Annotated in this window: 11 protein-coding genes; 2 read left to right on the top strand and 9 right to left on the bottom strand. The window is 72.4% G+C overall.

Features of this window, described 5'->3' with window-relative positions; all coding sequences use genetic code 11:
• The first annotated feature begins 29 nt into the window (after positions 1 to 29).
• Positions 30 to 2,081, top strand: coding sequence for a lytic transglycosylase domain-containing protein (locus VQ03_RS25150; RefSeq protein WP_425350091.1), 2,052 nt, complete (start codon positions 30 to 32; stop codon positions 2,079 to 2,081).
• Between the two features lie 57 nt (positions 2,082 to 2,138).
• Here VQ03_RS25150 and VQ03_RS25145 read toward each other — a convergent pair whose 3' ends face one another.
• From VQ03_RS25145 to VQ03_RS25125, 5 genes are all read right to left on the bottom strand, one after another.
• Positions 2,139 to 2,663: a hypothetical protein gene (locus VQ03_RS25145; protein WP_048453639.1), complete on the bottom strand. Its 525-nt coding sequence runs from the start codon at positions 2,661 to 2,663 to the stop codon at positions 2,139 to 2,141.
• Between the two features lie 47 nt (positions 2,664 to 2,710).
• Positions 2,711 to 4,879: a M48 family metallopeptidase gene (locus VQ03_RS25140; protein WP_483428673.1), complete on the bottom strand. Its 2,169-nt coding sequence runs from the start codon at positions 4,877 to 4,879 to the stop codon at positions 2,711 to 2,713.
• A gap of 403 nt (positions 4,880 to 5,282) precedes the next feature.
• Complete coding sequence (locus VQ03_RS25135; protein WP_048453638.1) at positions 5,283 to 6,020, bottom strand: Crp/Fnr family transcriptional regulator; 738 nt, start codon at positions 6,018 to 6,020, stop codon at positions 5,283 to 5,285.
• 334 nt (positions 6,021 to 6,354) lie between these two features.
• Positions 6,355 to 8,193 (bottom strand): molecular chaperone HtpG, encoded by a 1,839-nt coding sequence (gene htpG / locus VQ03_RS25130; RefSeq protein ID WP_048453637.1) that lies wholly within the window; start codon positions 8,191 to 8,193, stop codon positions 6,355 to 6,357.
• A gap of 79 nt (positions 8,194 to 8,272) precedes the next feature.
• Positions 8,273 to 8,818: a TetR/AcrR family transcriptional regulator gene (locus VQ03_RS25125; RefSeq protein WP_048453636.1), complete on the bottom strand. Its 546-nt coding sequence runs from the start codon at positions 8,816 to 8,818 to the stop codon at positions 8,273 to 8,275.
• An 86-nt stretch (positions 8,819 to 8,904) separates the two neighbouring features.
• On the opposite strand from VQ03_RS25125, the gene VQ03_RS25120 reads away from it, so the two are divergent.
• Complete coding sequence (locus VQ03_RS25120; RefSeq protein ID WP_048453635.1) at positions 8,905 to 9,459, top strand: sugar O-acetyltransferase; 555 nt, start codon at positions 8,905 to 8,907, stop codon at positions 9,457 to 9,459.
• 245 nt (positions 9,460 to 9,704) lie between these two features.
• Here the strand turns inward: VQ03_RS25120 and VQ03_RS25115 are convergent, their stop codons facing one another.
• The 4 genes from VQ03_RS25115 to VQ03_RS25100 form a co-directional block, all read right to left on the bottom strand.
• Positions 9,705 to 10,160: a MaoC family dehydratase gene (locus tag VQ03_RS25115; protein WP_048453634.1), complete on the bottom strand. Its 456-nt coding sequence runs from the start codon at positions 10,158 to 10,160 to the stop codon at positions 9,705 to 9,707.
• Between the two features lie 3 nt (positions 10,161 to 10,163).
• Positions 10,164 to 11,549, bottom strand: coding sequence for an MATE family efflux transporter (locus VQ03_RS25110; RefSeq protein WP_048453633.1), 1,386 nt, complete (start codon positions 11,547 to 11,549; stop codon positions 10,164 to 10,166).
• Positions 11,550 to 11,666: 117 nt separating this feature from the next.
• Complete coding sequence (locus VQ03_RS25105) at positions 11,667 to 12,581, bottom strand: alginate O-acetyltransferase AlgX-related protein (protein WP_048453632.1); 915 nt, start codon at positions 12,579 to 12,581, stop codon at positions 11,667 to 11,669.
• A gap of 122 nt (positions 12,582 to 12,703) precedes the next feature.
• On the bottom strand, positions 12,704 to 13,795 hold the full coding sequence (locus tag VQ03_RS25100; RefSeq protein WP_245292189.1) for an extracellular solute-binding protein: 1,092 nt from the start codon (positions 13,793 to 13,795) through the stop codon (positions 12,704 to 12,706).
• Positions 13,796 to 13,930 lie beyond the last annotated feature (135 nt).

The raw sequence follows: 13,930 nt of genomic DNA, 5'->3' as shown, positions 1-13,930 counted from the left end.
CGGGCGCGGCGGCCGAGGCCGGATCCCGCTTGCCCGCGAGTGCCGCGGCCTTCGCCTCCGCCGATCCGGAGGTGTCGATCCCGTTTCCCGTCCCCGACGCGGCGATCAACCCCCCCGCCCCGGTGCCGAGCGTGCCCGATCCCGGCCGGCCGGCCCTCGGCACCGAGGTCGACGGCCCGGCCCTGCGCAGCGCGGTCGAGGCCTATCGGCGCGGGCAGGTGAGCGAGGGCGACCGCATCCGCGACGGTCTCAAGGACCCGGCCGCCCGCACCCTGCTCGACTGGGTGGCGATCCGCGCCGGGGCCGGCATCGGCTTCGAGCGCACCATCGCGTTCATCCGCGACAACCCGGACTGGCCGGTCGGCGCCATGGTGCGCCGGCGCGCCGAGGAAGCGCTTCTCTCCCAGCGCAAGTCGGCGTCCCTGGTGCGGGCCTATTTCGCCGCGCGCCGGCCGCAGAGCGCGCCGGGCAAGTTCGCCCTGGCGCTGGCCTTCAAGGCCGACGGCCTTGCCGAGGACGCCGCCCTCCTCGTCCGCGACCTGTGGCGCGAGGACAATTTCGGCCGCACCCTGGAGCTGAGGGTGCTCGACGCCTTCCCGGGCACGATCGGCGAGGTCGACCACCGCTACCGCATGGAGCGGGCGCTGATGCGGGAGGATTGGGACGCCGCCGGCCGGGCCGCCGCCTACGCCGGCAAGGCCTACGGCACGCTGGTGCGGGCCCGCCGCGCGGTCGAGGCCAAGGCCGCGAATGCCGGCTCCGCCCTCGACGCGGTGCCGCCGAGCCTGCGCCAGGATTCCTCCTACCTCTTCTCCCGCGCCCAGTACCTGCGCCGCCTCGACAAGCCGGCCGAGGCCGCGGCCGTGATCGTCCAGGCGCCGCGCAACCCCGAGGTGCTGGCCGATTCCGACGAGTGGTGGATCGAGCGCCGCATCGTCGCCCGCAAGCTCCTCGATGCCGGCGACGCCAAGGCGGCCTACGCGGTCGCCGCCGGCCACAGCGCCCGCTCGGTCGAGAAGCGCATCGAGGCGGAGTTCCATGCCGGCTGGATCGCTTTGCGCTTCCTCCACGACGCGACCCTCGGGGCGACGCATTTCGCGACCGCCGCGGCGATTGCCGAGACGCCGATCTCGGTGGCGCGCGCCGCCTATTGGCAGGGCCGCGCCGCCGAGGCCATGGGCCAGGCCACGGAGGCGCGGGCCTTCTACGAGCGCGCGAGCGCCCAGCCGATCGCCTATTACGGCCAGCTCGCCCGGGCCAGGCTCGGCCAGGGCTCCCTGGCGCTGCGGCCCTGCGGCACCCTCGACGAAGCCGCCCGCACCGCCTTCGAGAACCGCAACGCCGTGCGGGCCCTGCGCCTGCTCGCCGCCGCCGGCATCAAGGAGCTGATGCTCCCGCTCTACATGGATTTCGCCCAGCGCTTGACCGACCCGGCCGAGCTCAACGCCCTCGGCGACGTCGCGATGTCGTTGAACGACCCCCGCGCCCTGGTGGCGATCGGCAAGACCGCGGTGCAGCGCGGCCTGCCTCTCGACCGGCACGCCTACCCGACCAACGGCATCCCGTCCTACGAGGCCTCGGCCGCCGTGCCGCAGGTCGAGCGCGCGATGGTCTTCGCCATCGCCCGGCAGGAGAGCCAGTTCGACCCGCGGGCACAATCGAGCGTCGGGGCCCGCGGCCTGATGCAGATGATGCCGGCCACCGCCCAGCGCACCGCCCGCAGGGTCAGCGCCGCCTTCGACACCGACCGCCTGACCAGCGATCCGGCCTACAACGCCCGCCTCGGCCACGCCCATCTCGGCGAGCTGATGGAGGATTGGCGCGGCTCCTACATCCTCTCCTTCGCCGCCTACAATGCCGGCGGCGGCAACGTGAAGAAGTGGATCGACGCCTACGGCGATCCCCGCAACCCGAACGTCGACCCGGTCGACTGGGTCGAGCGCATCCCCTTCACCGAGACCCGCAACTACGTGCAGCGGGTGACCGAGAACCTCCAGGTCTACCGCAACCGCCTTGCCGAGGCCGGGGACGGGCGGAGCGCGCTGCTCATCGCGGATGACCTGAGGCGCGGGGCCCGGTGAGGAACGGGGCCGGCTGACGCCCCCGCGAACGGGCGTCTCGCTCGTCGCCCTGGCCTGTCAACCGGCGTCCCCGGAGGCGGCACGCCAGTTGCGGATCAGGGCGATGGGCGCCCAGATGAGGATCGCCGCGATCGCCCCCATGATTGCCAGGAGGGTGATCGTCCGGTTCCACAGTCGGTCGAGGCCGAGATCGGTGGTGACGAGGTCCGGGCGGGCGGGATCGGCCATCACCCCGACGCGGTAATCGCCGACAGGCAGCCCGGTGAAGACGTAGTTCACCCGCCGGGTCACCGTTTCCTCGGGCGTGCGGAGCGCGAGGGTCGCGTTGCAGACGTGGATGACGATCCTGGCCTTGCACCTGCCCTCGCTCATCCGGGCATCCGGGGCGGCTTTCGCCGCGGCGTGGACCTGCCAGTCGGAGATCACCACCGGTGCCGTGTAGACGGCGCAGGCGACCAGGATGGCCCCGAGCCCGACCCAACCGACCAGAACCCACATGGTGTTGAACCAGCCCTGCCGCCGGGGCGGCAGCCGCAGGGATTCAGGGTGCGGGGACGAGGCGGTCTCTGGCGATCCGGTCATGGTTCCTCTCGCGGCTCCTCTCTTTTCAGATCCGTCCTGGCCGATCCTCAGGCAGGTTCGGCTTCGGACCGGACGGCTTTGTCGGCGAGGATCCGCCGGGCTTGTGCCGCCGCCCGGTAGGTGCCGATCAGGTCGGCGAAGCCCTGCGGCGTCAGCTTGTGCGGTAGGGGAAGGGGCAGCGTGACGATGCGGCGCTTGGCATCGAGCTTCACGGCGTGGTGGCCCGGCAGCCGCTGCGGCCAGGGCGCGGCCGGCGGCAGCAGGATGCGCGTGACGATGCCCGTGTAGGTGGCCGTCATGTCGAGATCGGCGATGTCGTCCCAGGCGATCGGCCGGTCGAGCCCGGGCACCGTCAGCCCCTCGGCCCGCAGGACCAGGATGACGGGCTCGCCCCGCGACAGGACGAAGGCCCCGGCCCCGCCCATGACGACGGCGAGGGCGAGCGCCGCGACGAGGATGACGCCGACCTCGCGCGGCAGCATCCCGGGAATCCCGAACACGGCGACCCCCAAGGCAACCGCCGCGAAGAGGCCGCCGGCCATGACGAGCACGAGACCGCGGGTCCGGTCATTCGCGCGCAGCACCTGTTCGCCGGTACCGACCCCTGCGGCCGTGGCTTCCAGTTCGGCGCGGAATGCCGCGTCGCGGGCGCGGACGGCATCGAGGAAGTCGGCGGTCGCCGCCCGGCACAGGCCGGCCGGATCGGCGAAATAGGCGGCGAGCTGGCCCAGGGCATGCGGCGGCGGCGTGACGCCGGCGGCCGTCAGGAGGTTGGCATCGATGGTCTGCCCGAGGGCGGCGATACGCTCGCGGGTCGGCGGGTGGGTGTCGGTGGGGTGGGCCTGCTCGGCCTCCAGGTGGATGGCCGGGTCGTCGAGGCCGCGGGCGGCGGCGCGGTCGAGCATCGCCGCCACCAGGTCGGCGGGCGCGGCATGCGGTGCCGCGGCGGCGGCTTCCAGGGTCTCCGCGATGCGCGGCGCCACCGCGCCGCTGCGCAGGAGTGCCCGCGACGCGGCCTCGGCCGAGACCGTGCCGGCCCCGACCGCGTCGGCGGCGAATTCGCGCTGCCGGCTCCAGTGGCGCACGGCGAGGTGGAAGCGCTCCATCACGAACAGGCCGAGATGCAGGGCGGGGCCGAGAGGGCCGAGCGCGCTCGACTGGCGTGCGGCCACCGCATCGAGGGAACGCCCGACCCCGACATAGATCGGCAGGAAGCGCTGGCTGTAGGCGGTGTCGCCGCCTGCGTAATGCGCGAGTTCGTGGGCGACGATCGCCGCCGTCTCGTCTCCCCGCAGGAGGGCGAGCTGCGCCAGCGGGACATGGAGGATCCGGCCCGACAGCCGCGCGCCGCCGGGCTCCAGCTCGGCCGGGCCGGCGGTGACGAAGAAGCCGTCGGTGAGGCCGACGACCACGGCCTCCGGCTTCAGCGCGCCGATCCGCGCGGCAAGACCCTCGACCAGGCGCCACAGGCCCGGCGCCTCGGCCGGCGAGATCGGCCGGCCGAGGATCGGCAGCGGATCGGGCTCGAAGGCATCGAGCGCCCGGCGCAGGCCGACGAGGGCGCCGGCCGCCGCCAGGACCGTGCCGCCGACCGCGACGGCGGCGACGGCCAGAAGCTTCATGCCCTCGCCCGAGACGCCGCCCCGGACGAGGATCCCCGCCTCGAACACCACGACGGCGACGAACCCGGCGGTCGTCGCCAGGATCTGGACGGCGAGCGCCGCCGGGAGGATCCGGCGCACCAGCGAGAAGCCCCTCACCAGCGCGTCGCGCGACCGGCGCCCCCGCCACCCGAGCGCCGCGCCGGCGATCAGGACCAGGAGGGAGAGCCCGGCCGCGACCGCGCCGCCCGCGATCGCGACCGGCGGCAGCCGGCGCCGCCACTCCATCACCGTGGCGAGCGTGTCCATGCGGTCCCGGGCCTCGTGCGCCTTCACCACCGCGTAGGGACCGCCGTAGAGCTGGCCGTCGTACCGGAACTGCAAGCGGAAATCCGGGCGTCCGTCGCGCGGCGTGCGGGCTTCCAGATCCGCCACGATCCGGACGAGGCGATCGTGCTCGGCCCTGACCTCGGCCCAGTCGCCGGCGCCGCGCTGCTGCTCCCACAGGCCGACGAGCAGGAGTGCGAGCGGCACCAGCACGGTGGCGGCGACGAGGCTGGCGAGGGCGCGTGGACGCGAAGGCGCGAGCGAAGTCGTTGCCTCGGGGATGGTCACCTCCTGACGCGCGGGAGATCAGACGGCGGCGCGGCGCGTGGCGTGCCTGACGATCGCAAGACGATCCGGCATCGTCGTCGATGGCCGGCCTGTCCGAGGGGCCGGCAAAGCGGAGAAAGATCGGGCGCGATGCGTCCGATGCCTCGAATGACGACGAAATGTCTACCGTGACGGACGCGCAGGTCAACCCGATGTGTCCCGCGCAGGCGGAGCGGGTATGCGCGCCGTGCACGCTGCGGGGCCTCCCTCCCGGTCTGTCCCTTCCGTTGGAGCAGGACCCGGATTGCTCATGAGAGACCCTGGGTCAGGGACCGCCCTCCTGGCCTGCGCTCTGGTGCCTCGTCCGTCCGGTTTCCTGGTCCGTCGCAGGCGGTGATCGCGGAGGCGCCGGCCGGACGCCTGTTCAGCATTCCGCGTCGAACCGCTCCCCCTCGTAATCGAGGTGCAGGTAATCGGGATCGAACCGGGCGACGGCGGTCAGGGCATCGAGGTCGGGGATGGACAGATGCTTGTCGCGCCAGTCGATCAGGCCGGACAGGCGCAACTCGCGCAAGGTGCGGTTCACGTGCACCGCCGACAGGCCCAGCGCATCGGCGAGCTCGACCTGGGTGACCGGCAGCTCGCACCGTCCGCCCTTCACCCGCCCGACGGAGTCCTGGCGGACATAGATTTCGCAGAGCAGGTGGGCGACGCGCTCCAAGGCCGTGCGCCGGCCGATATTGACCAGCCATTCGCGGTGGATCGCCGCCGTGACCAGCACCTCCCACCACAGGGCCCGGTTGAGGCGCGGATCGGCGTTCAGCATCTCCTGGAGCAGGTCGCGGGAAATCTTGGCGACCGCGACCGGGGTGAGCGTGCCGAGCGCGTGGTCCATCCGGCGCAGGAGGAAGATGTTGAGATCGCACAGGTCGCCCGGGAGCAGGAACGACATGATCTGGCGACCGCCATCGGCGAGCTGCTTGTAGCGGCAGACCCAGCCGGCCAGGATCAGGTTGACGTCGTTCGGCTCCTCGCCCTCGGCGATGATGTCCTGGTGCGAGTCGTAGTTGACGATCCGGGCCGAGGCGGCCTGCTGCAGCAGGCGCTTGTCTTCGTCACTCAGGCGTGTGAACCGTTCCAGCTTCCGGATCAACGGATTCATCGGGCAAGCCCTCCCGGTCGCGGCCCGGCGGCACGGGCCTCCGTCGTTCCCTGCGAAAAGTTAGGGTCCGTTGCGGATCAGTAAAGCGCGGGGTCGTGCAGTGGCGTCAGGCAGCGGGAATGCTTGGTGCCGCATGGCTGATTTGCGGCCGCCCCCTCTCTCCCTTGCGGGAGATCGAGGATGAGCGGTGGTGTCGCACGGTCCGGAGGACGGGGACATGGTCCCCGTCGCGCCCGGGGGCCGCGCCCGGCCCGTCGAGGGCAGATGGACAGGGGCAGGTGGACAAGGGCCGGTGGAGAGGAAGCGGCCGTTATCCGCTCCCTCCCCCGCCGGGTCAGCCCTGCGCCAGGGCCGCCGCCACCCGGCGGGCGAAGGCGACGGGGTCGCGCGGCGGGTCGCCGCCCTGGACGTGGGCGAGGTCGACGAGCGTCTGTGCCGCCTCCCCGACATCCTCGCCGGCGGCCGCGCGCTCGGCGATGCGGCGGATCAGTTGGTGGCGCGGGTTCAGCTCCAGCACCGGCTGGCCGCCCATCCCGCCCGCACCGCGGCCGGCGCGGCGCAGCAGGCGCTGCATCTGCAGGTCGGGCCCGAAGGCCGGAGCCGAGAGCAGCACCGCGCTGTCGACGAGGCGCTGGCTCGCCTTCACGTCGGAGACGTCGTCCTTGAGCGCCTCCTTCAGCTTCGGCAGCAGGTCGGTGAGGTCGGCCGGGGCGTCCGCCTCGGAGACCGTCGGCTCGAAGGCCGAGAGGTCGTCGCTCCCTTGCGTGATGCTGCGGATCGGCTTGCCCTCGAACGTGTCCATCCGCTCGGGCCAGAACGCATCGACGTGGTCGGAGAGCAGCAGCACTTCGAGGCCGCGGGCCGAGAAACCCTCGATCTGGGCCGAGCGCTTCAACGCCTCGACGTCGTCGCCGACCAGGATGTAGATCGCCTCCTGGTTCGGCTTCATCCGCGAGACGTAGTCGGCGAGCGAGGTCCAGCCCTCGACGGTCGAGGAGCGGAAGCGCAGGAGGTTGGCGATGTCCTGGCGGTGCTCGGCATCCTCCCACAGCCCCTCCTTCAGCACCGGCCCGAAGGCCTGCCAGAAGGTGGCGTAGCTGTCCGCGTCCTTCGCCCGGGTCTTCAGCTCGGAGAGCACCTTGGCGGTCACCGCGCGGCGGATGCGGGCGAGCACCGGCGTCGCCTGCAGCATCTCGCGCGAGACGTTGAGCGGCAGGTCCTCGGTATCGACCACGCCCTGGACGAAGCGCAGCCAGGGCGGCAGCAGCCCGGCCTCGTCGGTGATGAACATCCGGCGCACATGCAGGCGCACCTTGCTCTCGCGCTCCTCCTCGACGGCGAGGAACGGCTTCATGCCGGGCACGAACAGGAGCGCGGTGAATTCGAGCTGGCCTTCCGCCCGCCAGTGCAGGGTCGCCCAGGGCTTGTCGAAGGCGTGCGCGACCTGGCGGTAGAACTCGGTGTATTCCTCCTCGGTGACCTCGGATTTGGCCTTCCGCCAGAGCGCCGTGCCCTTGGTGGAGGGCACCTCCTCGCCGTCGCGCACCAGCGTCACCGGCACGGTGATGTGGTCGGCCCATTTGCGCACGATGGTCTCGAGGCGCAGGGGCTCGAGGTATTCCTCGGCATCGGCCTTCATGTGCAGGACGATGTCGGTGCCGGGCTCGGACCTCGTCGCCGGGGCCAGCGTGTACTCGCCCTGCCCCTCGGACGCCCAGGTCCAGGCCTCGTCGGAGCCGGCCTTGCGCGAGGTGACCTCGACACGGTCGGCGACCATGAAGGCCGAGTAGAAGCCGACGCCGAACTGGCCGATCAGGCTCGGTCGCTCCTCGGGCTTGGCGTCGGCGAGCGACTGGCTGAAGGCCCGGGTGCCGGAGCGCGCGATGGTGCCGAGATTCTGCGCCAGCTCGTCCTTGGCCATGCCGATCCCGGGATCCGAGATGGTCAGGGTCCGGGCCGCCTTGTCGGGGGTGATGCGCACCTTGGCATCCGCCGGCAGGGCCAGGGCGGATTCGGTCAGCGCGCCGAACCGGCGCCGGTCGACCGCGTCGGCGGCGTTGGCGACCAGCTCGCGCAGGAAGATCTCGCGCTCGGAGTAGAGGGCGTGGACCACCAGGTCCAGGAGGCGCCCGACCTCGGCGCCGAACGAATGCCGCTCCACAGTCTCGCTCACGTGTTGGCTCTCCGATGGGAACAAATCGTCGCGGGCGGATATGCGGGGCCGGCTCCGGCTTTTCAAGGAAGCGGGAGCGCTACTCCGCCAGCCGATCGACGATCGCCCGCACCTCCTCGCGGTCCGCCGGACGTGGATCGACCGAACGGTGGATCGTCAGGCCCTCGATCATCGCGTCGAGCGCCCGGGCGGTCTCGGGGGCGAAATGCTGCTCCAGGGCCGCGCGGCTCCTGCCCATCCAGCCCTGCATCACGCGGCGCAAAGCCGGCACGCGAGCCGCGTAGGCATAGAGCTCGTAGCTCAGCAGCAGGTTGCGGGGATCGGCCCAGCTCTCGTCGACCACGAGGTCGACCACCGCCTCGCAGGCCTCGGTGCGGGTCCGGGCGGCGGCGAGCCGCTCGGTGAACCGGGCCGACACCGTGTCGGCCAGCAGCGTGAAGGCCTCGGTCAGGAGGTCGTCCAGGCCGGCGAAGTGGTAGGTCATCGAGCCGAGCGGCACGTCGGCGGCCGCCGCGATCCGCCGGTGGGTCGTGCCGGCGACGCCGTGCTCGGCGATGGTGTCGAGGGTGGCCCGGAGGATGCGGGCGCGGCGGTCGGGATCGTGGCGGCGTGTGGCGGGGGGCAAGCGGGTCTCGCGGGCGGGCTGGCTTTCGCATGCGATATGGACATATGTACGCATCGCGGCCGAGAGCCAACCGACAGCGAGGAACCATGACGGGCCAGAAGCCAAAGATGCTCGCCGGCGAACTCTACATCGCCGACGATCCGGAGCTGATCGCCGACAACCGCCGCATCTCGGAATGGATGGACCGCTACAACGCCCGCAACACGTCGAGCCAGCCGGAGCGGCAGGCGCTGATGGAGGAGGCCTTCGCCCGGGTCGGCGAGGGCTGCAACATCCGGCCGCCCTTCTTCTGCGACTACGGCTACAACATCAGCCTCGGCCGCGGCGTGTTCCTCAACTTCAACTGCTGCATCCTCGACGTGGTGCAGGTGACGATCGGCGACATGACGCAGATCGGGCCGGGCGTGCAGATCCTCACCGCCGACCACCCGCGCGATCCGGCCCAGCGCCGGCAGATGCTCGAATTCGGCCGGCCGGTCGTGATCGGGGCGAATGTCTGGATCGGCGGCGGGGCGGTGATCCTGCCGGGCGTGACGATCGGGGACGACGCCATCATCGGTGCGGGCAGCGTGGTGACCCGAGACGTGCCGGCGGGCGGCGTCGCGGGGGGGAATCCGGCCCGGCTGCGCAATCCGCAATAGGAAGCGCGATCCAGGGCCGGCCTGCCGGTCGACGACGTGTCCTACGCTCTCGCCTCATCGTGAGAGCCTGTTCGGGCGGTTTGCGTCGATCGATCCGGTGCACGCGCCGCCATCTCTCCGCGCCATCCCGGGTTCCGCTGCGCGGCCCCGGGATGGCGCGGAGACTGTGAAGCGGGCCTGCCAACTCCAAGCCGGCTCCCGGGGCATGGCCGAGGGTTGGGATGCTGCGTCGGTCGCGAGATCCATCACCCCTCCGGGCGGCGCACCACCAGCAGGTTGGCCACGAGCACCTGCACCGGCTCGCCGTGCTGGTTCAGGGTGGTGGTGCGCACCTTGGCGAGGCCCTGGCTCGGCCGCGAGCGGGAGGGACGCACCTCGATCACCTCGCTTTCGAGCCGGATCGTGTCGCCGGGGCGCAGGGGCTTGGGCCAGCGCAGCTCGTCCATGCCGGCCCCGATGATCCCGCCGGCAAGCCGCATTTCGCTCCCGACGAGGAGCCGCATGGTCAGCGCCGCGGTGTGCCAGCCGCTCGCCGCGAGGCCGCCGAAGAAGGTCGATGCGGCCTCCTCGGCGTCGAGATGGAAGGGCTGCGGATCGAAGCTTCTCGCAAAGCCGACGATGTCGGCCTCGGTCACCGTCGTCTCGCCCGAGCCGTAGACCTGTCCGGGTTCCAGGTCGTCGAGGTACAAGTCGCGCGTCATCGCCTATTCCCCTCCCGCCGTGACGAGGGCGGGCGACGGCGTCCGCTCCCCGCGAAACCACATCCCGGCGGCGACCGCGCCGGCATTGATGAGCCCGAGCGCGGCGAGCCCGAGGCCGAGCGCCAGGAAGACCCCGTCGAGCCCGAGGCCGAGGCGGAGCGCCAGGACGCCGCCGCCGACCGAGACCGCCATGCGGGCGAGCCCCGCCACCAGCGGCCAGCCGACCCGGCCGGCCCCTTGCGAGGCGAAGTAGAGGGCGAGGCCGATTCCGGCAAAGCCGTAGAACGGCCCGACGAGCTGCAGGTAGCGGCTGCCGGTGGCAAGCATCTGCGGATCGTGGCCGAACAGGCCGAGGAACGGCAGCGGCCACAGGGCCGCGGCGAGGCCGATCGCCTCCGTGAGCCCGCCCGCGATCGCCGCCCCGGTCCAGGCCACCCGTAGCGCCCGGGCGCGGTCGCCGGCGCCGATGCTGGTGCCGACCATCGCGCCGATCGGCGCGCCGAGGCCGAAGACGAGGGGCACCAGCAGGTATTCGAGCCGCGCCCCGGTGCCGTAGCCCGCCACCGCCGCCGGGCCCTCGGCCCCCGCGAAGGCGGTGGCGGCGGCGATGGTCACGTTGGTGGTGGCGCTGACGATCGACGAGACGGCGCCGATCCGCAGGATGTCGCGCAGGGGCGCCCAGGCGAGGCGCGGCGGGCGGGGGCTCGGCCGCAACAGGCCGCGCCCGGCCCAGAGATGGTGGGCGAACACCACCGTGCCGGCGGCGTAGTAGGCCAGCACCGCGACGCCGCCCCCGACGATGCCGAGCCCCGGCACCGGGCCGAACCCGTAGATCAGCGCCGGCGAGAGCGGCACGAGCAGGGCCGCGCCCACGCTGATGACGATGGCCGGCAGCGCCATGTTGCCGGTGCCGCGGATCACCGCCGCGAGCGCGTTGAACAGCCAGACCAGCACCGCGCCGCAGAACACCACGCCGCCATAGGTGGTGGCCGCTTCGAGCGAGGCGCCCTCCCCGCCCATCGCGCGGTAGAGCGCCGGCCCGAAGGCAAGGTCGAGCCCCGTGGTGAGGAGGCCGAGGACGAGGGCGATGGCGGCGGCGTACCAGGGCAGCCGGTCCGCATCCGCGCGCCGCCCGGCCCCCAGGCTGCGGGCCACCGCCGACAGGATGCCGCCGCCCATGGCACCGGCGGAGATCATCTGCACCAGCATCAGCACTGGGAAGACCAACGCCATGCCGGCGAGCGCATCGGTGCCGAGCCCGGCGACGAAGGCGGTCTCGATCAGCCCGACCAGGGCCTGGACCAGCATCACGACGACGTTGGGCGCGGCGAGCCGCAGCAGCGTCGGCCCGATCGGGGCGTGGAGCAGGCGGTGGGTGCGCGCATCCATCGGGCGGCACTCCTTCACGTGAGTCAGCGCGGCCGGCCAGCCCGGCAACGGATAATTAGTGGCATATGCAAGTTTTTCGTCAAGCCGGGAAGGTGGGCGCAGCCCATGTCGGCGCCCCTACGCCGCCACCCCGAGCGCCGCCAGCCGCTCCGCCTCGAAGGCCGCGAGGTCGAAATCGTCCTCGGGCACGCGGGGCAGGAAGCGCTCGACCTGCTCGCACAGCACGATGTCGGGCAGGATCCGCTCGACATAGCCCCAGTCGAGGTTCGACGACCAGATGAAGTGGACCTCGCGAAACGTCTCGGCCAGCATCGCGGTCAGGCCGTTGGGGGCGAAGTTGGCGCAGGAATCGCCAAACAGCACCAGGGTGCGGGGGTCGGCCTGCGGAGAGCGGTTGCGGTAGACCGCGTGGGCACCGCCATGCAGCTCGCCGAGACGCCCGGCGGCCGAATAGGCGTCGATCAGCGCGCCGCCGCCGACCCGCTCGGCATCCCGGAAGAGCTGGTAGTTGCGCACGGTCTCGAGAGGCTGCGCGTCGAGCTTGTTGCCGATATCGAGCACGGCCTCGAACTCGTGGAACGGCCGCTCCAGGAGGTCGGTGCGCGGCGTGGCGCGGCAGGCCCGGCAGACCATCCGGTAGGCCAGGAGGCAGCCGTGGATGTTCCAGTGCGTGTCGGTGCGGTAGTGCAGGTCCGGGCCGCCCCGATGCGCCCGCATCGGCCCGAGGAGATCGATCCAGGCCCGGCGCCCCGACCACGACCAGCGCATCAGGGCGCCGAGGCGGCGGGCCGGCGCGTGGCGCGGGTCGAGGGCGAGGCCGTCGAAGCGATCCTCGTAGATGCTGAGCTTCTCGGGGACCACCAGGTGCAGGTAGCGGGCACCGAGACCCTGGCAGCGCCGGACCCGCTGCACGATCCGCCGGCGCCACTGGCGCAGCACCCGGTCCATCGGGGGAATCCGCCGGTACTGGTCCGCGACCTCGTTGGTGCCTCCGGTGAGGAAGAGCCAGCCGTCCTTGCCCTCGTGATACATCCGCTTCCCTGCCCGCGGTCCCGCCGGGGAGATCCGCTACTGGGGCGGTCTGCTACCGCAGGATGGAAAAATAAAGGTCACCGCTCCGGCTCCGTCCACGGGGGCCGCGCCCGGGCCCGCCCTCAGCGCTCGCGGACCTTGGCGCCGTAGCGGCGGTTCCATTCGGCCAGGATGCGGGTCCGGTTGCGGGCCATCCAGTCGAGGTCGTTGCGGATCATCCGCGCCTCGGCGTGAGGCGGGTAGAGCGGCCCCGGGCTGGAGACGCCCGGATAGGCCACGATGGCGAAGCTGCGGGCATAGAGCGCGTTGGCCTCGCGGCTCGCCGCCCAGTCCGCCACCCGCCGGGCGAGCGCCTGGTGCGGCCGGCCGGCCACGACCGCGAAGCCCTCGGCCTCCCAGCCGGTGCCGTCGACCGGCACCACGATGTCGATGGGCGCGCCGGCCGCCTTCTCGGCCGCGGCCCGCATGTCGAGGGACAGGCCCACGGCGTGGCGTCCGGACGCGGTCTCCTGGCAAGGGGCCGAGCCGCTGGGCAGGTAGGCGGAGACGTTCTCGTGCAGGGCATCCATGAAGGCCCAGCCCGCCTCCTCCCCGAGGGTCTGCAGCCAGGCCGCGACCAGCATGTAGCCGGTGCCGGAGGCCGCGGGGTTGGGCATGACGATCCGCCCCTTGAGGGCCGGGCCGAGCAGGTCGCGCCAGAAGCTCGGGCGCGTGATCCGGTGCCGGGCCGCGACCTCGACGTTGAAGCAGATCACCCCGAGATAGGCGTCCATGCCGGTCCAGCTATAGGGCGGGCTCGGGTCGCGGAAGAACGGCCGCAGCGCCTCGACGCCGGCGGGGCGATAGGGATCGAGGAGGCCGGCGGCCTCGAACTGCAGGAGGCTGGTGGCGGCGATCCCGAGCAGGAGGTCGGCCTGCGGCGCGTCCCGCTCGGCGAGCAGGCGGTCGGTGATGATCCCGGTCGAGGCTCGCAGCCAGGCGATCTCGACCTCCGGCAGCGCCGCCTCGATCGCCCGGCGCATCGGATCGAGCTGCTCGACCTCGAGGGCGGTATAGGCGACGAGCCGGGTGCGCTCCGCCGCTGCGGCGGGCGTGGGGCCCGGAAGGCCGGATCCCGGGACGGCCATGCCGGCGACCACGAAGGCGAGCCCGGCGCAAAGCCGCCGGACGGCCGTGAGACGTCCTCCCCTGTCCCCCACGGATGCCTTCCGCATCTCGCTCCGCTCCTCGTCTGGTCCCTGCCGCCCCGCCGCCGCCCACCGGTCTCGCGTCCCGGCCGCGATATTCACTTCAACGCGGGCCGCTCCCAGGATAGAAATCCCGCACGACGGTGCGGTGACGCGCCGCAG

It is taken from the genome of Methylobacterium tarhaniae, assembly GCF_001043955.1.
Classification (GTDB): Bacteria; Pseudomonadota; Alphaproteobacteria; order Rhizobiales; family Beijerinckiaceae; genus Methylobacterium; species Methylobacterium tarhaniae.
Note: the sequence above shows the minus strand (reverse complement) of the source record. Positions and strands in the feature narration are given on the sequence as shown.

What these genes read in the sequence shown, in the direction of transcription:
- VQ03_RS25115 (WP_048453634.1), bottom strand. Translation starts at nt 10,160, where the DNA reads ATGACGCGCGACTTGTACCTCGACGACCTGGAACCCGGACAGGTCTAC.
- VQ03_RS25100 (WP_245292189.1), bottom strand. Translation starts at nt 13,795, where the DNA reads ATGCGGAAGGCATCCGTGGGGGACAGGGGAGGACGTCTCACGGCCGTC.
- VQ03_RS25110 (WP_048453633.1), bottom strand. Translation starts at nt 11,549, where the DNA reads ATGGATGCGCGCACCCACCGCCTGCTCCACGCCCCGATCGGGCCGACG.
- VQ03_RS25135 (WP_048453638.1), bottom strand. Translation starts at nt 6,020, where the DNA reads ATGAATCCGTTGATCCGGAAGCTGGAACGGTTCACACGCCTGAGTGAC.
- VQ03_RS25105 (WP_048453632.1), bottom strand. Translation starts at nt 12,581, where the DNA reads ATGTATCACGAGGGCAAGGACGGCTGGCTCTTCCTCACCGGAGGCACC.
- VQ03_RS25145 (WP_048453639.1), bottom strand. Translation starts at nt 2,663, where the DNA reads ATGACCGGATCGCCAGAGACCGCCTCGTCCCCGCACCCTGAATCCCTG.
- VQ03_RS25120 (WP_048453635.1), top strand. Translation starts at nt 8,905, where the DNA reads ATGACGGGCCAGAAGCCAAAGATGCTCGCCGGCGAACTCTACATCGCC.